A 24,228-nucleotide genomic window follows, 5' to 3' on the forward strand; every position below is an offset into this window, starting at 1 on the left:
CTCCTACCTGGCCGCCGACTCAATCTGCGGGCGCCAATACGGTCCGCGACACGGCATTCGCGTCGACTGCCGCCTTGCTGAACCACAAGGGCTGCATGTTTCCGGCGAGCCAGTCCGGATAGAAGTCGCGATAATGGGGAGACCGCGGGTCCGCGGACTGCCCCGGCAACAGCAGCACTCGCGAATTGTCCCAAGCCCCCACGTCGGCGACGAGCAGATAGCTCGCACCATGCGTGACGTTGAAGCCGCGCGCCGGATTGACGCCGCGCGCCATCACCGTGGTGCCGTCGCCGCCGGATCGGCCGCCATCGATCCTGGGAAAGGCGGCCGCGATCGCCGGCAGCTTCGAGAGCGGATGCGCGATCACCACCTGATGGAGGTCGCCCCAGCGCCACTGGGCCGGATCGGGCCCACGCAGCTCGACCGCCTTGGCCCATCCCGCCGCCAGCGCCTTGTCGACCAGGGCATCGCGCGCAGCCACGGGATCGGCGCCCAGGCGCTTGTCGGGCGCGGCGAGCAGCCGCAGCATCTCCGACAGGTTCACCGAGGGGATGAGATCGCGGGCGGCGGGCGGGATGACCAGCTCGCGGAAGCCGGACGACAGTTCCGGCATCACCAGCTCGTAGAGCAGCGCGGCGGCGCTGTCGGCCTCGATCGCGCAATTCCAGCGCCGCAGCAGTTGGGCGGCCGGCGCCGCCGCGGGCGACGGTTTCGCGGGGAGCAGCTTCATCAGCGCGCGGGCCGGCAGCGACTGCACGTCGTGTTGCAGCGCGATGCTGTCCTCGATCCGGTGCTTGGGTTGCGCGCTCAGCACCTCGGCGACGCGATCGTGACGGAAAGGATCGCTCCAGCTGAAGCTGATCTTGCGCTCTCTGTACGGATAGTCCGCCGGCAGGTTCATCTCGTTGGCGGAGGCGAACCAGCCCTGCTTCGGGTTGTAGATGTTGGGCATCTCCTCGACCTTGAGGATGCCCGTCCAGTCGTAGCTGCCGTCGCCCGGCGCGGGGAACAGGCCGTCGTGCCGCGGCCGCTTGGGCACGAACCCGACCGTGTGCCAGCCGGTGTTGCCGTCGACATCGGCGTAATGGATGTTGGTGGGCGAGACGTGGATCTTGAACGCCTCGCGCAGCGACGCCCAGTCGCGCGCCAGGTTGATCGCGATCATCGCGAACCGCATGTTGGCGCCCGGCAGCAACGATACGCTGGCGAAGGCGACCGCGCGGTGGCGCGTCGGGTCCTCCGACACGATCGGGCGCCCCTCCGCATAACGCAGCACGACGCGCTGCGGCGGCGCGCCCTTGACCGCGATCTCCTCCTCGACCGTCTCGAACCGCTTCCACCTGCCGTCATGCCAATATTGCTGCGGGTCGTCGTCGCGCGTCCGCAGGACGAACAGATCGGTCTGATCGATGTGGAAGTTGGTGCGGCCGAAGGCGAAGCGGTCGGTGTGCCCCTGCATGATGCCCGGCAGGCCCGGCTGCCCTCCGCCGATCACGTCGAGCCCCGGCGCGGTCAGATGCGAGATATGGCGCGGACTCGCGCCGCCGATCCCGAGGTGCGGATCATTGGCGAGGATCGGCCGCCCGGTCGCGGTACGAGTGCCGGCCACGGTCCAGGCGTTGCTGCCCTGCCCGGCAAGGTCGATCCGGTCCAGCTCGCGGTCATAGGAGGAGAAGGCGATCTGGCCGTCGTCAAATGGCAGCGGCCTCGCCGCGTCGAGCAGCACGCCGAGGTCGGCTTCGCTGACCGCGGCACAATCCAGCCCCTCGGGCACGGTGAACTGCCACGCCGGCCGCAGCGGATCCATGAACTGGTCGAGATGGAGCAGGCCGCGCGCCTGGAGCTGTGCGCGCCGCACCTCGTCGTCGACGTTGCCCATACCGTCGCTGCGGACGCGGACGAGATCGCGCACATCCCAATGCAGCGGAGTGATGCCGAGGATGCGATATTCGAGCGGCAGCAGGGTGGGATCGGCCTCCAGCTCGGCGATGCGCGCGTTGACGCCGGCGACATAGCCCCGCGCACATTCGAGCACCTCCGCCGGCAATGCGCGAAGCTCGGCATCGATATCGCCGTGATACTGAAAGAGGCGCGCGGCACGATCCGCGGCGACGAAACGGGGCCCGAACACCTCCGCCATGCGGCCCAGCTCGCGGCGATAGGCGAAGTCGATCTGGAACAGCCGGTCGCGCGCGACCATGTAACCCTGGCCGAAGAAGGCGTCATGCTTGGACTTGGCGCGGATGTGCGGGATGCCCATCCGATCCTCGAGGATCTCGATCGGCGCGCGCGCGCCGGCGATGCGGAGCTTGCGTCCAGCGCCGATGTTGGCCTTGCCGATTGGCCGCGCGAGGCCGGTGCTTTCGAGGGTCAATATCGCTGCCGATGCCAGAAGGAACGCGCGGCGCTGGATCATCAAGCCTCCCCTCACGATGTCAATCCGACGGACATGAAGCCTATTGCACCGCGCCGAACGCAGTCGCATAGCAAGCCAACGGTTGCATATAACCATGAGCTATCGGCCATGACGAGGCCGCGCCTGCCGACGTCCTGCGATTTCAGGCTGGACTATTCCGTCAGGTTATACCCAGGCAAAACCTAAGCATATCGGCCGTATTGACCGCTTTTGCCCACCCTGTAACCTCCTGTCTCGGAACTGACATGTTCCCGTATGGCGGAGGTAATTCTCCAAAGAAAACAGGGATGGCGGGAGGATGAAGCCCCAACGGCTCGCCCGGATAATCCCGATGAAGACGCAGGTGGGACGCATGTGCCGCTCAGCAGGCACATCGGTGAAGCTGGGGTTGTCAGGTCGCGCGGAAAGAGCGCGCAGCAAACGTCGGAAGTCGCCTTCCGCGCCGGCCTGATCCCAAGCCAAAGGGGATCTTCGAATGTCTATTCTCGGGCACATTCATCCGCGGATCGGCCGCCGCGGCGCGACGGGCATCGCCATGACCGCCCTCGCCCTCATCCATGCCGCGCCGGCAATGGCGCAGGATGCGCCGGCCGCGCAGCAGGACGCGCAGACGCCTCCCGGGGAGGATCGGAGCGACATCGTCGTCACCGGCTCGCGCATCCGACGCGACGGGTTCCAGGCCCCGACGCCGCTCATCGTGCTGACCCAGCAAGACATCCAGAACACCTCGCCAACGAACAACATCGCCGATTTCGTCAACCAGCTGCCCCAGCTCGCCGGCTCGACCAAGCCGGCCAATTCGCGCCTCAACCTGTCGAACGGATCGGCCGGCATCAACGCGCTCAACATGCGCAACCTCGGCGAAGGCCGAGTGCTGGTCCTGCTCGACGGCCGCCGCTCGGTCGGCTCGACGATCTATGGCTGGGTCGACATCAATACGCTCCCGCAGGCGCTGGTCGAGCGCGTCGAGGTCGTCACCGGCGGCGCCTCGTCCGCCTATGGCTCGGACGCGGTCTCGGGCGTGGTGAACTTCATCCTCAACAAGAAGTTCGAAGGGCTGAAGATCGAGGCCGATTCGGGCATCACCACCTATGGCGACGGCGGCAATTATTCGGGCAGCATCGCGGGCGGCAAATCGTTCGCCGGCGGCCGCGGCCATATCCTGCTCAGCGCCAACATCGCGCATCAGGACGGCATCTATGAAGTCGGTAACGAGCGCGAATGGAACCACACCGGCTATGTGCGGGTCGAGGATCCCAACTGGGTGGCCAATGTCAGCACGACGCCGCGCTACATCACCACCAAACGCCAGGTCGGCGCGTCCAACTCGACGCCGGGCGGCCTCATCACCGGCTCGGCGGGCGGCAGCGCGAATGCCCTGCGCGGGCTGTATTTCGGCCAAGGCGGAGCGGTGAACGTCTTCGACTATGGCACGTTCACCTTTCCGACATTCACGCGGGCACCCGGGTCCTCCGCACCGAGCGTCACCCAGGGCGGATCGTGGCAAGTCAACGATTCCGGCACCCGTATCGGCCTGATGCCGAAAGATGATCGCTGGGGCGTCTTCGGCCGGCTGAGCTACGAGGTCGTCGACGGAGTCGAGCTCTTCGCCGAGGGATCGTACAACCGCCAGAAAGTCTTCTTCAACGCGGGTCCGAACCTTTCGACCGGCATCGCGATCAACACCACTGGCTGCACGACCGTTCCCGTTCCGGTGACCTGCAACGCCTTCGCGCTGCAGTCGCTCGGTGCGGCACGGCTTGCCAATGTCACCGGCATTACGCTGGCGACCACAGCGGCCGACCTGCCGTTCCGGGGGATCGACAACGAACGCAAGGTGCAGCGCTACGTCGTCGGCGCCGATGGCGATTTCGACGCGTTCGGCAAGCCCGGACATTGGGAAGTCTACGCCCAATATGGCCGTTCCGATCTGCGCGAGCAGCTTCGCGACATCATGAACCTGGCCAACATGACCAACGCGACCGCCGCGGCGTTCGCGCCGGCAGGCAATGCGCGCGGCTATGCGGTTGGCTCGATCCAGTGCTTGATCAACGTGAACGCCAGCACCACCGACGACGACCCGGCCTGCGTGCCGCTGAACCGGATGGGCGTGGGCGTCGCCAGCCAGGCAGCGATCGACTATGTGCTGGGGGACCCGTATCGCGACCAGGTGATGGAGCAGTACGTCGCCGGCACCAACTGGGCGATCACCCCGTTCGCCACCTGGGCGGGCGATGTCAGCATCTCCTTCGGCGGCGAGTACCGCAAGGAAAAGATCCGCGGCAGCGTGCCGGCGGAATTTCAGCCGATCGTGACGACCACCGGCACGACCAACCGATGGTCGGTGGGCAACTATCTGCCCTTCACCGGGGAGTATAGCGTCAAGGAAGCCTATCTCGAGACGGTGATCCCGCTCGGCCTCGGCCTCGAGTTCAACGGCGCTGTCCGCGCCACCGACTATTCGAACTCCGGCTATGTCACCACCTGGAAGCTGGGCGCGACCTGGGCACCGATCGAGGACATCCGCTTCCGCGTGACACGTTCGCGAGACATCCGCGCACCCAATCTCAACGAGCTCTATCAAGCCGGCACCGCCAACAGCGACTCGGTGCGCAATCCCAAATATACCTCGGATGGCGCGAATGGTCCGCAGACCTTCGGCTATTCGGGCCTCACCACCGGCAATCCGAACCTCAAGCCGGAAGTCGCCAATTCGTGGAACGTCGGCGCGGTGCTGTCGCCGCGCTTCCTGCCGGGCTTCACGGCATCGGTCGACTATTTCCGCATCAATCTTTCGGACGCGATCGACACGATCACCGCCCAGGAGATCGTCAATCGCTGTGCCGACGGCGTGGAGGAATATTGCGCTGCGATCACCGAGGATCCGATCCGCTCCACGCCGACCGCGCCGTATCTGCTGATCCGCAATCAGCCGTTCAACTTCGTGCGCAGGCTGGTGCGCGGCATCGACTTCGAGGCAGCCTATCGCATTCCGCTGGGCACGGACAGCTTCACCTTGAGGGGCGTCGCGACGCGCTACATCGAGAACCTATCCGATACCGGCATCGCCGGAACCATTCCTGTGAACACGGTCGGCGCGAACGGCGGACAGTATAGCACGCCGACCTGGGTCTTCCGCGCCAACGCGATCTATGAGACGCCGACCTTCTCGGCGACGGTCACAGGCCGTGGCGTCAGCTCGGGCAAATATGTCGCCAACGGCATCGAGTGCACGACCGGCTGTCCAACCACGACCACCACATCGCCGTTCCAGACCTATGACAACAACCACGTCTCGGGGCTGTTCTACGTCGACGTCAACCTGACCCAGAAGATCGCGGTCAGCGACAAATCAGATGCGCAGTTCTTCATCAACGTCACGAACGTGTTCAACCGCTGGCCGCTGCTGGTGCCCGAGACCGGCCTTGCCGCCAACAGCACCTATTCGGACATGCTCGGCCGCACCTTCCGCGCGGGCGTGCGTTTCCAGCTGCGCTGAGAAGACGCTCACCCAAAGGCCGTAAAGCAGGTGTCGCACGGTTCCGCCAGCGCGGAAACACGGCGACACCCGCTTGGTAGGCGCCCCGCGCTCCGCTAGCCTCGTCCTATGAACCTCCGGCACATCGAGATCTTCCACGCGGTCTACACGAGCGGGTCGATCACCGGCGCGGCGCGCGCGCTCAACGTGTCGCAGCCCTCCGTGACCAAGACGCTGCGCCATGCCGAGCAGCTGCTCGGCTTTCCCCTCTTCCACCGCAGCGCCGGCGGGCTGATCCCGACCGAGGAGGCCCATGCGCTGTTCGCCGACGTCTCCGACATCCAGTCGCGCGTGGCCTCGCTGCGCCAGGCGAGCCGCAACATGCGGCGCGGCATGGGCGGCAGCCTGCGCATCTCGGCGCTGCCCTCGCTCGCCCTATCGGTGCTGCCGCGCACCGTCGCGCGCTTCCTCGGCCGGGCGCCAGGCGTGTTCTTCGACCTGCAGACCGTCCACCACGACGAGATCGCCCGCAGGCTCTACGAGCGCGAGACCGACATCGTCATCGCCTATCAGGTACCGAGCGGCCTGCCGGCGAACGCGCGCTGGCTGGGCGAGGGCGAGCTCGGACTGCTCTACCGCGAGGCGGACCTGCCCGACGCACCGGCGCGGATCGAGCTGGAGCGCGTCGCCGACCGCGACTTCATCAGCCTCGTGCAGAGCGGCCCGATCGGCGATCTGCTGCGCGGCGAGCTGACCCGCCTGAGCCTCGACTTCGCCGAGGTTGCGTCGGCGCGCACCTTCTACATCGCCTCGGCGCTGGTCCGCGAAGGCGTGGGCATGGCCGTGCTCGACAATTTCACCGCGCAGGCGGCGGTCGGCGACGGCGTCTCCTTCCGTCCGCTGCGGCCGTCGCTGACCTTCGACGTCTATGCGATGGCGCTGGAAAGCCGGCCGCTGTCGCGCCTGGCGAGCGACTTCCTCGACCTGCTGGCCGAGACGATCGACACGCCATAAACCAGCGTTATGCGTCGCCCCAGAAACCCGGCTCCGGCGGCGCTAGCACCCCTCGCTCGGCACGCACGCCGCCCGGCCGATCCTGCGAGAGCCACAGCGGCCCGTCGAGATCGACGAACCGCGACCGCGCGGCGATCACCAGCGCCGGCGCGATCGACAGCGAGCTCGAGATCATAGAGCCGGTCATCAGCCCCAACCCCGCCGCCTCCGCCGCGTCGGCCAGCGCCAGCGCACCGGTGAGCCCGCCGGTCTTGTCGAGCTTGATGTTCACCACCTGATAGCGCCCGGCAAGCAGCCCGACATCGCCCGCGACATGCGCCGATTCATCGGCGGCCAAAGGCACCAGCGGCTCGAACCCTTCCAGTGCGCTGTCGGCACCGGCCGGCAGCGGCTGCTCGAGCAGGTCGACGCTGAGCTCGGCCAGCTCGGCCTGCAGCCCTGCGACCTGATCCATCGTCCAGCTCTCGTTGGGATCGACGATCATCCGCGGACGCGGCGCCGCCGCGCGCACCGCGCGGACCAGGGCGATCGGGTCGACGCTTCCCACCTTCACCTTGATCAGCGGCACATCGGCCAGCCTGGCGGCGGCAGCCGCCATGGCATCCGGGACATCGAGGCTGACCGTGACCGCCGTCGCGGTGGCACCGATCGGAGGACGGCCGAGCAGTGCCGTCACCGACGTGCCGAAGCGCTTCGCCTCCAGGTCCCACAGTGCGCAATCGACGGCATTGCGCGCGGCCCCCGGCCGCATCAGCCGCTGGAGCTCCCCGCGATCGGCACCGTTCTCCACCGCGAGGCGCACCGCAGCGATCTCGTCGAGCGCGCCGGCGACACTCTCCCCATAGCGCGGATAGGGCACCCCCTCCCCGCGCCCGACATGGCCGCCTTCCGCGATCTCGACCGTCACCACCTCCGCGACGGTCTTGACCCCGCGCGAGATGCGGAACGGCGACGCTAGCGGGAAAGCGTCGCTGCGGGCTCGGAGGGTTCGAAGCATTCGATGATCCGATCGACGATGGAATCGACCCCCATCGCAAAGGGATCGGTACAGGGCAGGCCGAACCTGTCGGAGGTTTCGGCACATAGCCGCTCGGCCTCCTCGCGCGCGAGCTTCGAGGTGTTGAGGGCGATGCCGACGGCGCGAACATCGGCATTGGTTAGCCGCGCGGTCCTGAGGTTCGCTTCCAGCGTCTCGGCAAGGTCGGGCAGGCGGTAATGCGGCAGGCCGCGCATATGCGCACGCGACGGATCATGACAGATCACGAGCGCATCCGGCTGCGCGCCGTGCAGCAGGCCGGTCGACACGCCGGCAAAGGACGGGTGGAACAGCGACCCCTGCCCCTCGATCAGGTCCCAGCCGCCGTCATGGCGCGCGGGCGACAATTGCTCGATCGCGCCCGAGATGAAGTCCGCGACCACGGCATCGAGCGGCACCCCGCCGCCCGCGATCAGGATACCGGTCTGACCGGTCGCACGGAAATCGGCGGCAATCCCGCGCGCGCGCATCCCGCGCTCGAGGCACAGGGTCGCGTACATCTTGCCGACCGAACAGTCGGTGCCCACCGTCAGCAGCCGCCTGCCGGCGCGCGGCAGGCCGTTGCCGACCGGGATGCCCGGTGCCGGATCGCGCACGTCGTGCAGCGTGCGGCCATGGCGGTGCGCGGCTTCCACCAGCGCCGGCTCGTCGCGGAGCCGGTGATGCAGGCCGGAGGCGACGTCGAGGCCGGCCTCGATCGCGGCGATCGCATCCTGCACCAGCTCCGGCGCCATTCGCCCGCCTGCGTTGGCGATGCCGAGCACCAGCGTCCGCGCGCCTGCAGCCACCGCCTCGGCGAAGGTCAGGCGCGGCAGCCCAAGCGTCAGCGGACAGGCATCGTGGCGAAACTCGCCGACGCAATCGTCACGCCGGAAGACGGCCAGCCCCCGCGACGTCTTGATGCCGACCTCGTCATCGGATCGTCCGAGATAGAGGAGATAAGGACTGGCGATCATGAAGCATCCCGCACCGATAGCTATGCCCCGATATGCGAAGGAATGAACGGCCGCGCCCATATTGAGCAGGGCCCCAGGCATAACTGTGAGTTATGACCGCGCAGGATTTATGGCCAATCGACATTTGAGGTTGCAGGTCTTCCGTAGCCCGGTTCCCAATCGTCACCCCGGACTTGTTCCGGGGTCCACTGAGCCTCGCATACCGCGCTCAAGCCTCTTGCCCGGTCCTTGCCTCCCGGTGGACCCCGGAACAAGTCCGGGGTGACGCTGAGGAGGGGTGAGATGTCAGTCCTCAAATGCCGATCCGTCCTAACGGCGACAATGCTCTCAAGCCGGCGTGGCGAACAGGCTGAAACTCGCCGGCAGGCGCTTGGGCGTCGCCCCCTCCAGCACCCGCTCGACCGCATCGATCGCCGCGATGAGATCGCGGGGCGCATAGGGCTTGGCCAGACATCCCGCCGCCAGCGCGCGCGCCGCGCTCGGGCAATCGCCCGTCACGAACAGCACCGGCACGCCGCGCTCGCTCGCCACCCGCGCCACCTCGATCCCGCTGCCGTCCGCCAGCGTAAGGTCGGCCAGCACCAGGTCGATCGGCACGCCCTGATCGATCAGCGCGACCGCCTCCGTCACCCGATCGACGGTGGCGACGATCTCGAAACCTCCCTCCCTCAGGTGGTGCTCGGTATCGAACGCGACGAGAGGCTCGTCCTCGGCGATCAGGATGCGGGTGATCCGGCGCGGTTTCCTGGCGAACAACATGACTGCCTCCCGCCCTGCTTAACGTAGCCGCCGACGGCGTGCCGCAAAGAATTTTTGTCCTCTGCCGTATCTCCGCGCTAAGGCGCCTCATGGCCAGGACCACCGGCAAGGACACCCAACGCATCGCCAAGCTACTCGCCCGCGCGGGCGTGGCGTCGCGGCGCGAGATCGAACGGATGATCGGCGAGGGCCGAATCGCCCTGAACGGCGCGGCCGTGGAGACCCCGGCGACGCTGCTCCCGTCGCTGCGCGGCGTCACCGTCGACGGCCAGCCGGTGAAGGAACCCACTCCCGCCCGCCTGTTCCTGTTCCACAAGCCCGTCGGCCTTCTCACCGCCGCCCGTGATCCGCGGGGCCGCCCGACCATCTATGACCGGCTGCCCAAGGGCCTGCCGCGCCTGATGCCGGTCGGCCGGCTCGACCTCAACACGGAAGGGCTGCTGCTCCTCACCACCGACGGCGAGCTGAAGCGCCAGCTCGAGCTCCCCTCGACCGGCGTCGAGCGCAGCTACCGCGCCCGCGCCTACGGCCAGGTCAGCCAGGAACAGCTCGAGGAGCTGATCGAAGGTGTCGAGATCGACGGCATCCGCTATGGCGCGATCGATGCCAATCTCGAGCGCCGCACCGGCGCCAACGTCTGGATCGAGCTGACGCTGACGGAGGGCAAGAACCGCGAGGTCCGCCGCGTGCTCGAGCATCTGGGGCTCAAGGTCGGCCGCCTGATCCGCACCCGCTATGGGCCATTCGTGCTCGGCGACCTCCCCGCGGGTGCGGTCGGCGAGGTGCGTCAGCACGATCTGGTCGCCTTCCGGCAGTCGCTGACGAAGGGCAAGGGCAAGGATCAGGCAGCCGTCATTGTCGAGCCGATCATGCTGGCCGCTCCTGAGACGGCCGGAAACGACGCCAAGCCGGATGCCGGACGAAAGCCTACGGCAAGGCCCCGCCCGCGCCCAACTCCCGACCGTAATCCCTCGCCCAAACCGCGAAGCGCCGCGAAGCCAGCCAAAACGGAGTCCCGCCCGCGCGGGAATGACGAAGTCAGGGACGCGCAGGTCGAACACCCCACGCGCTCCCCTCGCCCGCCCAAGCGCAAGGCCGGCTGGGCCAAGCCCAAGCCCAAGTCCGGGCCCAAACCCGGACCGCGCCGCAAATGAGGATCATCGCCGGCCAGTGGCGCGGCCGCCCGCTGGCGGCGCCCCCGGGCGACGCCACCCGCCCCACCGCCGACCGCACGCGCGAAGCGCTGTTCTCGATGCTGGCGAGCCGCCTCGGCAGCTTCGACGGGCTCGCGGTCGCCGACCTGTTCGCCGGCTCGGGGGCACTCGGATTGGAAGCACTGTCGCGCGGCGCCGCGACCTGCCTGTTCGTGGAACAGGACCGCAACGCGCTCGACACGCTCAAGGCCAACATCGCAAAGCTCGGCGCCAAGGGGGCCGACGTCCGCACCACCTCGGTCCTGTCGCTCGGCCCCGCCCCTGCGCCGCTCGACCTGATCCTGATGGACCCGCCCTATGCGAGCGGCGCCGGCAACGTCGCGCTCGACAAGCTCGCCCGCCTCGGCTGGACCGGCCCCGCCACTTGGATCAGCATCGAGACGGCACGCGAGGAGACGGTCTCCGTCGCCGGGTTCACGATCGATGCCGAGCGGGTGCATGGCAAGGCGAAGCTGACGTTGTTGAAGGCGGAAGAAGTATGACCGGTCGCAGGCCTGCATTGTGAAGCGCCCGCTTCCAGGTACAGGCTGTATCGCCGGTTTGGCTGTCATGCTGGCGTTGCTTACGCTGGCTATGTGCAATGGCATCTTCATGCACGGCGACCCGATCGCGAACACTGCCGCAAAGGATCGCTGATCGTCCGTCCCGCGCAGCGCCCCCTCAGATCTCCAGCACCACCGCTTCCGCATCGCGCCGCGTGCGCAGCACCAGCAATGCCCCGAGGCTCAGCAGCGACGCCGCCGCCAGATACAGCCCCACCAGCGTCAATCCGCCATGCTCGGCCAGGGCCTGCGCCACCACCGGCGTCAGCCCGCCGCCGATGATGCCGGCCAGGTTGAAGGCCAGACTCACCCCTGTGTAGCGCACCCGCGCCGGATAGAGGCTCGGCAGCCATGCGCCCAGCGGGCCATAGACGAACCCCATCACGAACAGCGAAAAGGCGAGCGCGGCGAAGATCAGCCCCAGCGACCCCGATCCCAGTCCCGGCGCGAGCAGCAATCCCGCGACCACCGCACCGACGCAGCCCCAGGTCAGCACATTGTTGGGGCTGGTACGATCCGCCCAGATCCCCGACAGCACGATACCGACGCCCATGAACAGGATAGCGCCGAGCTGCAGTCCCAGGAACACCTGCCGGTCGATGTGCAGCGTGGTGGTCGCGTATCCGAGCGCGAAGGCGGTCGCGAGATAATAGACGGCGAAGCAGGCGACCGCGCCAAGCGTCCCGCCGACCGCCTTGCCCCAATGGTCGCGCAGCAGCTCGCCGATCGGCACGGCAGGGGGCGGCCCCTGCTCGAGCACCTTGGCGAAGGCCGGCGTCTCGGCGATCTTGAGCCGCACCCACAGGCCGAGTCCCACCAGCACCACCGAGAGCAGGAACGGCACGCGCCAGCCCCAGGCCATGAAGTCCTCGGGCGTCATCCACAGCCCCAGCAGCAGGAACAGCCCGTTGGCGGCGATGAAGCCGATCGGCGCCCCGATCTGCGGCACCATGCCGTAGCGCCCGCGCCAGCCCGGCGGCGCATATTCGACCGCGAGCAGTGCCGCCCCGCCCCACTCGCCACCGAGCCCGAAGCCCTGGCCGAACCGCAGGACGCACAGCAGCACCGGCGCCAGCCATCCCGCGGTCTGATAGGTCGGCAGGAACGCGATCGCCAGCGTCGACCCGCCCATCAGCATCAGGCTGGCGACCAAGGTCGACTTGCGCCCGATGCGGTCGCCGTAGTGGCCGAACGCCCACGCCCCCACCGGCCGCGCGAGGAAGGCGACCGCCAGGCTCGCATAGGACGAGAGGAGCTGGATCGAGGGATCGCCGGCCGGGAAGAACAGCGGCCCGAACACCAGCGCCGCCGCGGTGGCGTAGATGTAGAAGTCGTAGAACTCGACCGACGTGCCGACCAGGCTCGCCAGCAACACGCGCCGGTGCGCACCCATCCCCCGCAGACTCATGGCTGCACCGTTCGTCGCATCCGGGCGGGCCGTCAAGGCGTCCGTTCATTCGCCGGTCAGGCGCGATGCGTCACCAAGTCCCGGCGCCGCAAAGGGAGGACGACATGCGCGATCGCAACCGCATCCTGCTCGCCACCGCGGCGGCGCTCGTCGCGGGCGCGCTTGCCTATGCCAATCCGGCGCGCAGCCTCGAGCATCGCGTCGCCAGGAACGAGAAGGCGGCGAAGAAGGACTTCCGCGCCCTCTTCGCCGATTGCCCGATCGACTGGGATCAGGCGCCGGTCGCCCGGGCGATGCTCAGCATCAGCCAGTAGAGGAAGCCCGACAGCGCCATCGCCGCCGGCAGGGTGAGCAGCCAGGCCAGCGCCAGGTTGCGGATCGTCCGCGCCTGCAGCCCCGCGCCGCTCGCCACCGACGCACCCGCCACGCCCGAGGAGAGGATGTGCGTGGTCGACACCGGCAGCCCGAACCGATCGGCGGCCAGGATCGTGCCTGCCGCGACCATCTCCGCCGCCGCGCCCATGCCATAGGTCATGTGCTGCTTGCCGATCTTCTCGCCGACGGTGACGACGATCCGCTTCCAGCCGACCATGGTGCCCAGCCCGAGCGCGATCGCCACCGTGATCTTCACCCACAGCGGGATGAAGCGCGTGCCGTTCTCCAGCGACGTCTGATAGTCCTTGACCGCCTTGAGCTGTGGCTCGCCGCCGAAGCCGGCCGCGTCGCCGCTCTTGGTCGCGAGCTTGCTGGTGTCGAGCACCAGGTACATGTCGTTCCGAAGGTTCGGCGTCGCGCTCGCCGGCACCGCGCGGATCGAGCCATAGCCCTGGACCCGCTCGGCGATGTCGCGCGTCGTCGCCGCCAGCGCGGCGAAAGCCTCCGGCGAATCGACCTTCCGCTGCTGCAGCGCATGGGTCATCACCGCCCGCGCCTGCTCGACCGGCACACGTACCCCGTTCGCTCTGGCATCGAACACGGCGGCGGCGCGGTTCGCCGTCTCGACGAAGGCCGGCGTCGCGCTCGTCGGCAGCGTGCGGTTGAGCGCATAGGCGGTGGGCGCACAGCCGATCAGGATCAGCATGATCAGCCCCATGCCCTTCTGCCCGTCGTTCGATCCATGCGCGAAGCTGACCGCGGTGCAGGTGAAGATCAGCAGCCCGCGGATGCCCTTCGGCGGCGGCGTGTTGGGCATCGGCGCCTTGTAGAGCCTCGGGTTGCGCAGCACCGCGCGCATCACCAGCAGGAGGAGCAGCGCCGCGCCGAAGCCGATCAGCGGCGCCATCCACAGCCCCGTCAGCACCTTGTACGCCTGGCTCCAGTCGACGCCGGCAGTGCCGCCCTTGGATCCGGCCGCGAGCAGCTGGTTGGCGACGCCCACCCCCAGCACCGACCCGATCAGCGTGTGGCTCGACGAATTGGGCAGGCCGACATACCAGGTCGCGAGGTTCCAGATCACCGCCGCCAGCAACAGCGCGAAGATCATCGCGAAGCCGGAGCTCGACCCGACATTGAGGATCAGGTCCACCGGCAGCAGCGTGATGATCGAATAGGCGACCGCGCCCGACGACACCATCACGCCCAGGAAGTTGAAGAAGCCCGACCACACCACCGCCAGATGCGCCGGCATCGAATTGGTGTAGATGACGGTCGCGACCGCGTTGGCGGTGTCGTGGAAGCCGTTCACGAACTCGAATCCGAGCGCGATCAGCAACGCCAGCGCCAGGAAGGCGAACACGCCGATCGCCAGCGTCTCGCCGACGCCCGCGGTGTCGGTCATCACGCTCCAGCCGGCATAGACGAAGCCGCCGACGAGCATGAGGGCGAAGATCCACTTCGCCGCCGGATGCGACGGACTGTCGAGCCGCGGCCGTGGCGGCGCGACTTCACCCGACTCATCGGGCGCGAGAGCGATGCTGGTCATGATCGATCCCGCCATTCGCCGACTTGTGTGACAGTAGGATGACAAGTGACACTGTCCCCCACTGTCCCTCTCCTTTTGGGAGAGGGAAGGAGCAGCGAAGCTGCGGGAGGGTGAGGGTGACTACCGCCGGCGTTGGTCACCCTCACCCTCCCACTCGGCTGCGCCGAGCGGGCCCCTCCCTCTCCCAGAGGGAGAGGGGTCTATTCGGCTTGCCCGCACGCGCGCCGTTCCCTAACTGTTCACCGATGTCCGTCTCCGCCCCTTCGCCCCAGGACCCGCCCTATCTCCAGGGCCTCAACGCCCCTCAGCGCGAGGCGGTGCTGACCACCGACGGCCCCGTACTCGTCCTCGCTGGCGCCGGCACGGGCAAGACCGCCGCGCTCACCGCCCGGCTCGCGCACCTGCTCTACACGCGCAAGGCCTACCCATCCGAGATCCTCGCCGTCACCTTCACCAACAAGGCGGCGCGTGAGATGCGCGAGCGCGTCCGCAACCTGGTCGGCGACGCGGTCGAGGGGATGCCGTGGCTCGGCACCTTCCACGCGATCGGCGCGAAGATGCTCCGCCGCCACGCCGAGCTGGTCGGCCTGCAATCCAACTTCACCATCCTCGATACCGACGACCAGCTCCGCCTGCTCAAGGCGCTGATCACCGCCGCCGGCATTGACGAGAAGCGCTGGCCCGCCCGCGCGCTCGCCGGCCACATCGACGCCTGGAAGAACAAAGGGCTGCTGCCGAAGGACGTCGACGCCGGCGAATCCGAGCTCTACGCCAACGGCAAGGGCGCCCAGATGTACGCCGCCTATCAGGAGCGGCTGCGCGCCCTCAATGCCTGCGACTTCGGCGACCTGCTGCTCCACATGCTGACGATCCTCAAGACCGACCGCGAGGTGCTGACCCATTACCAGCAGCGCTTCCGCTACATCATGGTCGACGAGTATCAGGACACCAATTCCAGCCAGTATCTCTGGCTCCGCCTGCTCGCGCAGGAGCGCAAGAACATCTGCTGCGTCGGCGACGACGACCAGTCGATCTATTCGTGGCGCGGCGCGCAGGTCGAGAACATCCTGAAGTTCGAGCGCGACTTCCCAGGCGCCAAGGTGATCCGGCTCGAGCAGAACTACCGCTCGACCCCGCACATCCTCGCCGCGGCGAGCGGAGTGATCGCCAACAACGGCGGCCGCCTCGGCAAGACGCTGTGGACCGAGGCGAGCGAAGGCGAGCAGGTCCGCGTGATCGGCGTGTGGGACGGCCCCGAGGAGGCCCGCCGCGTCGGCGACGAGATCGAGGCGGCGGCACGCGCCGGCACCTCGCTCAACGACATCGCCATCCTGGTCCGTGCCCAGCACCAGACCCGCGAGTTCGAGGACCGCTTCATCGCGATCGGCATGGGCTACCGCATCGTCGGCGGCTTCCGCTTCTACGAGCGCGCCGAGATCCGCGACGCGCTCGCCTACCTCCGCGTCGTCGCCCAGCCGGCGGACGACCTCGCCTTCGAGCGCATCGTCAACGTGCCGAAACGCGGCCTAGGCGACAAAGCGGTCGCGCGCCTCCACCAGCTCGCCCGCGCCGAACGCGTTCCGCTCTCCATCGCCGCCGCGCGCATCCTGGACACCGACGAGATGACGGGCGCCGCCCGCAAGTCGCTCGGCAACCTGGTCGCCGATTTCGCCCGCTGGCGCGAGAAGGTGGAGCAGCTCCCCCACCCCGAACTCGCCCGCCAGATCCTCGACGAGAGCGGTTACACCGCGATGTGGCAGGCCGACCGCTCGGCCGAGGCCGCCGGCCGCCTGGAGAACCTCAACGAGCTCATCCGCGCGATGGAGGAGTATGAGAGCCTCGGCGCCTTCCTAGAGCACGTCAGCCTGGTGATGGACAACGACGCCGCCGATGAGGGGGCGAAGGTCACGATCATGACCATCCACGCCGCCAAGGGTCTGGAGTTCGACACCGTCTTCCTCGCCGGCTGGGAGGAAGGGCTGTTCCCCTCGCAGCGCGCGCTCGACGAGGGCGGGCTCGCGTCGCTGGAGGAGGAGCGCCGCCTCGCCTATGTCGCGATCACCCGCGCGCGCCGCCGCGCGGTGATCCTCCACGCCGCCAACCGCCGCATCTACGGCCAGTGGACCAGCTCGATCCCGAGCCGCTTCATTGGCGAGCTGCCCAAGGCGCATGTCGCCGAGGAGACCACCATGTCCGGCGGCGAGAGCCTGTGGCGGGCACAATGGTCCGAGCGCGGCGATCCCTTTGCCGACGTGGGCCGGGGCACTGGCCGCGGCCCCGGCTGGCAGCGCGCTGCCGGCACGCTCGGCGCCAAGCCCGGCGGCGACTGGACCAGCCGCACCTTCACCCGCGAGCCGGTCCGCGTCCGCGAGGCTACATCGAGCGCGGTCAGCCTCGGCAACAAGGGGCGCGACGACCTCTCATTGGGCCAGCGCGTGTTCCACCAGAAGTTCGGCTACGGCACCATCGCCGAGATCGAGGGCAACAAGCTCGAGATCGATTTCGAGATGGCCGGGCGGAAGCGGGTGATGGACAGCTTCGTGACGGTGGACTGACGACGAGCGCTCACCGCGAACCGCCTGCTCGATCTGGGGTGATTGACATCTCAACCGTCTTCACCGTCACCCCGGACTTGTTCCGGGGTCCACCGGGAGGCAAGGACCGGACAAAGGTTTGAGCGCCGCCTGCGAGGCCCTGTGGACCCCGGAACAAGTCCGGGGTGACGGCTGGGAACCGGACTAAGGAAGACCTCAGCCCAAATGTCGACCCGCCCCAGACCATAGAAAAGGGGCCGCCGGAAACCGACGGCCCCCGAATTCTACGACACTAACCGATCAGTTGCTGTCGGAATCGTCGTCGTCGGTGGTGAGTGCAAGCACAACCGCGCCGGCACCGACCGCGAGCGCGGCGACCACACCGATCCAGGCGCTGCCAGTGAGACGGCTCTTGCCGTCGACGTTCGACGACGCACGCACCTGCGGCGAATTGGCAACCGACAGACGCGCCGCCGGATTGGCAAGCACGGGCGTGGCAACGAGGGACAGCGCAATCGCTGCAGAAGTCAAAAGTCTAATACGCATAAAGACCCCTTCGACAGTTGAACCTCAGCAATGTGTAACGCGCTCCACTGCCTTGGTTACCCGGCGGTCCCATCCGGAAACAGATATTTGCACGCTACAATTCAGACATAACCCGAACAGGACCTGACCACAAGCATGTCGGCGGCTCCCTCCGACAAGCACCTTGGCGATCGTCAACTCGCCGATTGCGCGATCGGTTCCACCTTCATCAAGGTCACGCCGGCATATTTCTCCAGCTCGGAATCGAACAAGCCGCTGAGCTCGAACGGCCGCTCCGTCACCCGCAGTCCGCCCAGGCCGGTCAGCTTGAACGTGGCGAGCTTGGGCTCACGCACCATCACCATGTTGCGGGAGATGGTCACCGCATCGACATAGAGCTCGCCGTGCCGCGTATAGAGAACGTGCGGCGCGACGACGATGTCCGCACGATTATAGGTCGCCGCCAGGCAGCGCTGGCGGACGATCGCTTCCAGGATCGGCGCAGTCGGATTGACGGGCGCGGTCGCAGCAGGAGAGGCGTCGGTCAGGTACATAGCCAATATGTAACCGCTATGCTGCGTTGCAGCAATAGTTTGTACGATTATTTCCTCGATCGCCGAGCCGCCCAATCGCCGCGACAGCCGCCGACTGCATCGTGCTTGCCGCCAAGATCGTTCAGCAATCATCTTGGTTTCGGCTATTATCCTCACCGCCGTACCCGGACGTCCGGGCACCGAAGAGGATATGAGACCCATGCGCATGATCCACGCCGCCCTGCTCGCCGCCACTGCCGCCGCGGGCACGGCTCTCGCCACTCCAGCCGCCGCGCAGACCGCCGCCGAGCAACAGCGCTTCGATCAGGCGCAGGAGCGGTTCGACCGCGAATATCAGGCCTATCGCGATGCGGTGGACCGCTATGTCGCCGCGCGTCAGCGCGACGGCGGCTACCCGCCTCCGAGCGACGGCTATCGCCGCGCACCCGATCCCTATGCCGACGACCGCGACGAAGGCGGCTATGATCCCGCCCGCTACTATCGCCCCGGCACCGAGGAACGCGTGCTGCGTCCCGAGGACCGCGTCTACGCCGGCGAGGACGGCCGCTATTACTGCAAGCGCTCCGACGGCACGACCGGCTTGATCGTCGGCGGCGCGGCCGGCGGCATCCTCGGCAACGTCATCGACGGCGGCCATTCGCGCACCGTCGGCACGCTGCTCGGCGGCGCGATCGGCGCGCTCGCCGGCCGCTCGATCGACCAGCAGCAGAGCCAGGTCCGCTGCCGCTGATTCGCCTCCTTTCAATCCTCCCCCTGGCGGGGGAGGTGGCACGCGAAGCGTGACGGAGGGGGACCGATAGTTTGTCGCTGTCCTCCCCCTCCGTCAGTCCCCGCCTTCGCGGGGACTGACACCTCCCCCTGGCGGGGAGGATTGAATGTCGATTGGTCCTCAGGCCGCTCCGTTCAGAAGAACAGCCGCCCGAGGATCACGAAGATCACCGCGCTCTGGATCATCCCGACGGTCGCCATCCCGAAGCCGCGCAGGATCGACACGTCCAGCTTCGCCGCGAACCAGCGCGCCTGGACGGTGCCGTACCACAGGAAATCGAGCACGATCAGCAACCATCCCAGCATCACGACCTCGGCCCAGGCCGACGGCAACCGGGTCAGGATCGACGCGATCCCCATCGTCAGCGCAAACGGCGCGGCGAGGTAGCACTGGCTGTAGAAGGGCTGCCGCAACGTGTCGCGGGTCAGGCCGGTCTTCTGCGCCCGCACCAGCCGCACCGCCATGATCAGCGGCGGCAGGCTGAACAGCAGCAGGCGGAGGATCAGCAGGCTGGTGTCGTCATGCACCAGCTCGGACAATCCCTTGGTATCCTCGATGAGCGGATTCTGCCCGACCAGCGCCAGCTCGATCGCATGCGAGAGGAGCAAGGTCAGCAGCAGGAACAGGGGCGGCGGCAGCGTGTCGGCATATTGCTGCTCCGACCGGTCCCCGAGCTCGGCGTTGGCATAGTTCATCATCCGCAGCGGACCTGCGACCGTCCGCCACAACGTGATCACATAGAAGACCAGCCACGACATCACCTCGTAGAGGATTTCGTCGAGTGTCCTCAGCAACTGCATGAAATGCATGGGACGCCCCCGTCATCACGCCGATGCTGCGATTGTGCCTGCAATCCCGCCGCCTGACCAGAAGGATGAAACCCATCGTTGCCGCATTTGCACGCGCAAGGGTCGTTGCCGTCGCGTAATAGAGCCGCGGGATTCACCCCTGCGAACCGGAGACCTGCCATGTCCTACATCACCACCAGCGACGGCACCGAGATCTTCTACAAGGACTGGGGTACCGGCCCGGTCATCACCTTCAGCCACGGCTGGCCGCTCACCGCCGACGACTGGGACACGCAGATGCTGTTCTTCTACCGGAAGGGCTATCGCGTCATCGCCCATGACCGCCGCGGCCACGGCCGCTCGTCACAGCCGGCGCAGGGCAACGACATGGACACCTATGCCGACGACCTGGCGGCGCTGTTCGAGAAGCTCGACGTCCGGGACGCGGTGATGGTCGGCCACTCGACCGGCGGCGGCGAGGTCGCCCATTACATCGGCCGCCACGGCACCTCGCGGGTCAAGAAGGCGGTGCTGATCGGCGCCGTCCCGCCGCTGATGCTCAAGACCCCCTCGAACCCGGAGGGCACGCCGCTCGAGGTGTTCGACGGCTTCCGCGCCCAGCTCGCCGCCAACCGCGCGCAGCAGTACAAGGACATCCCCTATCCCTTCTACGGCTACAACCGCGATGGCGCCGAAGTCAGCCAAGGGGTCATGGACCATTGGTGGCGCCAGGGGATGCAGGGCTCGATCCTGGCCCATTACGAGTGCATCAAGCAATTCTCCGAGGTCGACTATACCGAGGACCTCAAGAAGATCGACGTGCCCTGCCTGATCATGCACGGCGACGACGACCAGATCGTCCCCATCGCCGCGGCGGCCGAGAAGGCGATCAAGCTGGTGCCCAACGGCACACTCAAGGTCTATCCAGGCTTCCCGCACGGCATGGCGACCACCCATGCCGACGTGATCAACGCCGACCTGCTCGCCTTCATCGAAAGCTGAGCATGGGCGATGCGGCGGTCGCTCCGCCGCACCGCAACACAATCGTCATCCGGTCCCCCTAGGGCGCTCCCACGTCAAAGGGGGACCGACATGCGAATCACTGCCCTGCTTCTCACCGCGAGCACGCTCGCCCTCGCCGCACCGGCCTTCGCGCAGGAGGCACCGGCGGCGGCGGATGATATCGTCGTCACCGCCCAGCTCGTCGAGCAGCGCCCGATCGAGGTGCCGTTCGCGCTCACCGCCTACACCGGCGGCTTCCTCGACGATCAGGGCATCGAGGATTTCGAGCGGCTCGCGCAGTACGTCCCCGGCTTCAACGTCCAGAACCAGTCGCCCAACAACCCGGCGCTGTCGATCCGCGGCATCACCTCGGATTCGGGTGAGAGCTTCACCGAGCCGCGCGTGTCGGTGTTTCAGGACGGCGTGTCGATCTCGCGCTCGCGCGGCGCCTATGTCGAGCTGTTCGACCTCGAGCGAGTCGAGGTGTCGAAGGGCCCGCAGTCGACGCTCTACGGCCGCGGCGCGCTGATCGGCGCGGTCAACATCGTCCAGGCCAAGGCCGATCCGGATGCCGCCTACGGCTATGGCTATGGGCAATATACCAACTTCAACGGCTACCGCCTCGATGGAACAATGAACGTACCGCTCAGCGATACAGTGGCGGTGCGCATCGCCGGCCGCGTCAAGAAACGCCACGGTTATGTCGACAATCTCCTCGGCGCCCGCGACTTCAACTCGCAGGACACCGAAGCCGTCCGCGGCTCGATCCGCTTCGCGCCGGAGAGGCTGACGATCGACGTCATCGCCAATTACCAGCACGACACGTCGGCCGGCACCGCGTTCAAGTCGATCGCCTACAATCCGACCGATCCGGTCACCGGCCAGGTGATCGGCGACCGCGGCCGCAACTCGGGCGCTGCGCTGATGGCGCCGGCGAGCTTCGTCGCCCGCGAGGGCCAGGACCTGGGGCTGGAGCGCAACGTCGGCGGCATCACCGGCCTGGTCAACTACGAGCTGACCGATGCCCTGTCGCTGAACGGCGTGGTTGGCTGGCGCCGCTTCCACTCGAAGGAGGTGTTCGACGCCGACGGCATCTCGCTGCCGATCCTCACCGCCGCCGAGGATGCCGAGGGCAGGCAGACCCAGGCGACGCTGCGCCTCACCTACGACAATGACGGCGCCTTCACCGGCTTCGTCGGCGCGACCTGGTTCAAGGAAAGCGGCCAGACCCGCGTGCCGCTCCAGTTCGACGAGCGCGTCGCGCTGGCGCGGCTGGCCGGCGTGCTGAACGGCCCGATCCCCGGCCGCCCGGCGACCGACCCGGCCCCGCTCGCCACGTTCGCCAACACCCAGTTCACCGGCGCGCTGCTGCAGGGCGTCCTCGCCAACCTCGCCGGCATCACCCCGGCACAGGCCGCCGCCCTGCTGCCGACCGCGCAGGCCCGGGCGATCGCCGCCAACCTCGGTAGCGGCTTCGTCGAGAGCAGCACCAACTACAACGAGACCGAGAGCGTCGACGTCTTCGCCGACGGCAAGCTCAAGCTCGGCGACAGGTTCGAGATCGGCGGCGGCATCCGCTATACCCACGACAGCAAGACCACGGGGATCGCCAGCGCTGTCCTCAACGGCCGCTCGATCCTCGGCGGCTTTATCGGCGCGCTGAGCCAGCCGGCGGCGGTGCGCACGCAGCTCCTCCAGGCGCTGGCGGTGCCCGGCGCAGCCAATATCCCCCAGTCCGCGCAATATCCGGTGCCGCTGTTCGCCATCTCCGGCCAGCCGACCGCCGGCAACGGTTCTATCGTCAGCCAGGACCTCAAGACCGACGGCCTCACCTGGCGCGCCACCGCCCGCTACATGCCGAGCGAGGACGCCAGCCTCTACTTCACCTACGCCCGCGGCCGCCGGCCCGAGCTGCTGAGCCCGCGGCCGCCCTCGGCCCCGTTCGCCGCACCGGTGTTCACCAAGGTCGACGCCGAGACCGTCGACAGCTTCGAGGGCGGCGTGAAGACCGCGCTGCTCGACCGCAAGCTGTCGCTCGACGCGGCGGTCTTCTATTACAAGTACAACAACTTCCAGACGACCGAGCAGGTCGGCACCGCCTTCGTCGTCACCAACGCGGGCAAGGCCGAGAGCTACGGCTTCGAAGGCCAGTTCCGCTGGGCGGCGGCCGAGTGGGTCGACCTGTTCGGCACCTACGCCTACAACCACGGCCGCCTGAAATCCGGCATCTACGACGGCAACCACTTCCGCCTGTCGCCCGACCACGCCGCCTCGTTCGGCATCGAGGTCAAGGCGCCGGTCGGCCCGGTCCGCGTCGATTTCAGCCCGAGCGTGACCTATCAGAGCAAGGTCTTCTTCGACGACAACAACGACATCCCAGCGTTCCAGCAGCCGCCACGCGCGCTGGTCGCCGACAATATCCAGGACGAGTTCCAGGACGGCTACGCGCTGGTCAACGCGCGCATCGGTATCGAGCGGCCCGAGGCCGGCTGGCGGATCGAGGCGTTCGCGACCAACCTGTTCGGCAAGGACTACATCAAGGACGCCGGTAACTCCGGCGACAACCTCGGCCTGCCGACCTTCATCGCCGGCGAGCCGCGCATCTACGGCATCGCGCTCAGCATCAAGACCGGCCGGCGCTGATTGGACGGAGAGAGACGCACGAGCTAGGCCGAAGATCCTCCCCGGCACGGGGAGGGGGACCATTTGCGGAGCAAATGGTGGAGGGGGCCCGCCGCAGGCGACTCGCTCGTGGCCTGCCCCGTCCACCACGACGCTTCGCGTCGCGGTCCCCCTCCCCGTGCCGGGGAGGATTTTTGGAGAAAGCCATGCCGACCGCCCCGGACCTCATCGCCGCCCTCGGCCTCGCGCCGCATCCCGAAGGCGGCTGGTACCGCGAGACCGTCCGCGAGCCCTCGCCCGACGGCTGCCGCGATCGGGTGACGGCGATCTATTTCCTGCTCGACGCCGGCCAGCGCTCGCACTGGCACCGCGTCGATGCCGCCGAGATCTGGCTGTGGCACGCCGGCGCGCCGCTGACGCTCAAGATTGACGAAACCGAGTACCGCCTCGGCCCCGACGTCCTCGCCGGAGAGGCGCCGCAGGTGCTGGTCCCGCCGCACGCCTGGCAATCGGCCGAGGCCGACAGCGGCTGGACCCTGGTGAGCTGCATCGTCGCGCCGGGATTCGACTTCGCCGGCTTCGAGCTCGCGCCGGAAGGCTGGGCACCGGACTTGCCGACTCGGGAGCCGCGTTCCTAAAGCATCCGGCGATGGTCGATCGCTTCCCTCCTCCGACCGGCACCGACGCCGA

General features: G+C 67.8%; 19 protein-coding genes. 10 read left to right on the top strand and 9 right to left on the bottom strand.

What is annotated here, in order from left to right; translation table 11 throughout:
• Nucleotides 1-19: 19 nt before the first annotated feature.
• Nucleotides 20-2,416 carry a penicillin acylase family protein gene (locus AC2YHA_RS05925; RefSeq protein ID WP_487400731.1) on the bottom strand — a complete coding sequence of 799 codons (2,397 nt, stop codon included), beginning with the start codon at nt 2,414-2,416 and terminating at the stop codon, nt 20-22.
• 475 nt (nt 2,417-2,891) lie between these two features.
• On the opposite strand from AC2YHA_RS05925, the gene AC2YHA_RS05930 reads away from it, so the two are divergent.
• Together AC2YHA_RS05930 and AC2YHA_RS05935 are read left to right on the top strand one after the other, a co-directional pair.
• Nucleotides 2,892-5,915 (top strand): TonB-dependent receptor plug domain-containing protein, encoded by a 3,024-nt coding sequence (locus AC2YHA_RS05930; RefSeq protein WP_487400732.1) that lies wholly within the window; start codon nt 2,892-2,894, stop codon nt 5,913-5,915.
• A gap of 108 nt (nt 5,916-6,023) precedes the next feature.
• Nucleotides 6,024-6,908 carry a LysR family transcriptional regulator gene (locus AC2YHA_RS05935; RefSeq protein WP_233786458.1) on the top strand — a complete coding sequence of 295 codons (885 nt, stop codon included), beginning with the start codon at nt 6,024-6,026 and terminating at the stop codon, nt 6,906-6,908.
• Between the two features lie 7 nt (nt 6,909-6,915).
• Here AC2YHA_RS05935 and dgcA read toward each other — a convergent pair whose 3' ends face one another.
• The 3 genes from dgcA to AC2YHA_RS05950 all read right to left on the bottom strand — a co-directional run bounded on the left by dgcA (nt 6,916) and on the right by AC2YHA_RS05950 (nt 9,659).
• The gene (gene dgcA / locus AC2YHA_RS05940; RefSeq protein WP_487400733.1) at nt 6,916-7,905 is read right to left on the bottom strand and encodes an N-acetyl-D-Glu racemase DgcA; all 990 of its coding nucleotides are present in this window, start codon (nt 7,903-7,905) and stop codon (nt 6,916-6,918) included.
• Complete coding sequence (gene dgcN / locus AC2YHA_RS05945) at nt 7,863-8,900, bottom strand: N-acetyltransferase DgcN (protein WP_487400734.1); 1,038 nt, start codon at nt 8,898-8,900, stop codon at nt 7,863-7,865. The genes dgcA and dgcN overlap by 43 nt, the downstream gene beginning before the upstream one ends.
• Nucleotides 8,901-9,227: 327 nt before the next feature.
• The gene (locus AC2YHA_RS05950) at nt 9,228-9,659 is read right to left on the bottom strand and encodes a response regulator (protein WP_487400735.1); all 432 of its coding nucleotides are present in this window, start codon (nt 9,657-9,659) and stop codon (nt 9,228-9,230) included.
• Between the two features lie 89 nt (nt 9,660-9,748).
• On the opposite strand from AC2YHA_RS05950, the gene AC2YHA_RS05955 reads away from it, so the two are divergent.
• Both AC2YHA_RS05955 and rsmD read left to right on the top strand, forming a co-directional pair.
• On the top strand, nt 9,749-10,813 hold the full coding sequence (locus AC2YHA_RS05955) for a pseudouridine synthase (protein WP_487400736.1): 1,065 nt from the start codon (nt 9,749-9,751) through the stop codon (nt 10,811-10,813).
• Nucleotides 10,810-11,355 carry a 16S rRNA (guanine(966)-N(2))-methyltransferase RsmD gene (rsmD, locus tag AC2YHA_RS05960; RefSeq protein ID WP_487400737.1) on the top strand — a complete coding sequence of 182 codons (546 nt, stop codon included), beginning with the start codon at nt 10,810-10,812 and terminating at the stop codon, nt 11,353-11,355. The genes AC2YHA_RS05955 and rsmD overlap by 4 nt, the downstream gene beginning before the upstream one ends.
• 178 nt (nt 11,356-11,533) lie before the next feature.
• Here rsmD and AC2YHA_RS05965 read toward each other — a convergent pair whose 3' ends face one another.
• A complete protein-coding gene (locus tag AC2YHA_RS05965; RefSeq protein WP_233786452.1) occupies nt 11,534-12,823 on the bottom strand; it encodes an MFS transporter in 1,290 nt (429 codons plus the stop codon).
• 104 nt (nt 12,824-12,927) lie between these two features.
• Between AC2YHA_RS05965 and AC2YHA_RS05970 the strand changes: the two genes are divergently transcribed.
• The gene (locus AC2YHA_RS05970) at nt 12,928-13,137 is read left to right on the top strand and encodes a hypothetical protein (protein WP_487400738.1); all 210 of its coding nucleotides are present in this window, start codon (nt 12,928-12,930) and stop codon (nt 13,135-13,137) included.
• Here the strand turns inward: AC2YHA_RS05970 and AC2YHA_RS05975 are convergent.
• Nucleotides 13,095-14,744, bottom strand: a complete 1,650-nt coding sequence (locus AC2YHA_RS05975) for an inorganic phosphate transporter (protein ID WP_487400739.1) — start codon at nt 14,742-14,744, stop codon at nt 13,095-13,097. The two genes, AC2YHA_RS05970 and AC2YHA_RS05975, sit on opposite strands and share 43 nt — an antisense overlap.
• Before the next feature lie 245 nt (nt 14,745-14,989).
• On the opposite strand from AC2YHA_RS05975, the gene AC2YHA_RS05980 reads away from it, so the two are divergent.
• Nucleotides 14,990-17,299, top strand: a complete 2,310-nt coding sequence (locus AC2YHA_RS05980) for an ATP-dependent helicase (protein WP_487400740.1) — start codon at nt 14,990-14,992, stop codon at nt 17,297-17,299.
• A gap of 279 nt (nt 17,300-17,578) precedes the next feature.
• Here AC2YHA_RS05980 and AC2YHA_RS05985 read toward each other — a convergent pair whose 3' ends face one another.
• Both AC2YHA_RS05985 and AC2YHA_RS05990 read right to left on the bottom strand, forming a co-directional pair.
• Nucleotides 17,579-17,824, bottom strand: coding sequence for a hypothetical protein (locus tag AC2YHA_RS05985; RefSeq protein ID WP_233786446.1), 246 nt, complete (start codon nt 17,822-17,824; stop codon nt 17,579-17,581).
• Between the two features lie 173 nt (nt 17,825-17,997).
• Entirely contained in the window at nt 17,998-18,564 is a 567-nt protein-coding gene (locus tag AC2YHA_RS05990; protein WP_487400741.1) for a WYL domain-containing protein, read from the bottom strand.
• Between AC2YHA_RS05990 and AC2YHA_RS05995 the strand changes: the two genes are divergently transcribed.
• A complete protein-coding gene (locus tag AC2YHA_RS05995; protein ID WP_233786552.1) occupies nt 18,563-19,087 on the top strand; it encodes a glycine zipper 2TM domain-containing protein in 525 nt (174 codons plus the stop codon). The two genes, AC2YHA_RS05990 and AC2YHA_RS05995, sit on opposite strands and share 2 nt — an antisense overlap.
• Before the next feature lie 173 nt (nt 19,088-19,260).
• Here AC2YHA_RS05995 and AC2YHA_RS06000 read toward each other — a convergent pair whose 3' ends face one another.
• Nucleotides 19,261-19,935 carry a hypothetical protein gene (locus AC2YHA_RS06000; protein WP_487400742.1) on the bottom strand — a complete coding sequence of 225 codons (675 nt, stop codon included), beginning with the start codon at nt 19,933-19,935 and terminating at the stop codon, nt 19,261-19,263.
• Between the two features lie 159 nt (nt 19,936-20,094).
• Here AC2YHA_RS06000 and AC2YHA_RS06005 point away from each other — a divergent pair, with 159 nt between their 5' ends.
• The 3 genes from AC2YHA_RS06005 to AC2YHA_RS06015 all read left to right on the top strand — a co-directional run bounded on the left by AC2YHA_RS06005 (nt 20,095) and on the right by AC2YHA_RS06015 (nt 24,176).
• Nucleotides 20,095-20,916 carry an alpha/beta fold hydrolase gene (locus AC2YHA_RS06005; RefSeq protein ID WP_487400743.1) on the top strand — a complete coding sequence of 274 codons (822 nt, stop codon included), beginning with the start codon at nt 20,095-20,097 and terminating at the stop codon, nt 20,914-20,916.
• A gap of 90 nt (nt 20,917-21,006) precedes the next feature.
• Nucleotides 21,007-23,559, top strand: coding sequence for a TonB-dependent receptor (locus AC2YHA_RS06010; RefSeq protein WP_487400744.1), 2,553 nt, complete (start codon nt 21,007-21,009; stop codon nt 23,557-23,559).
• 185 nt (nt 23,560-23,744) lie between these two features.
• The gene (locus AC2YHA_RS06015; protein ID WP_487400745.1) at nt 23,745-24,176 is read left to right on the top strand and encodes a cupin domain-containing protein; all 432 of its coding nucleotides are present in this window, start codon (nt 23,745-23,747) and stop codon (nt 24,174-24,176) included.
• The last annotated feature ends 52 nt before the right edge of the window (nt 24,177-24,228 follow it).

It is taken from the genome of Sphingomonas sp. SRI_018 (genome assembly GCF_057586275.1).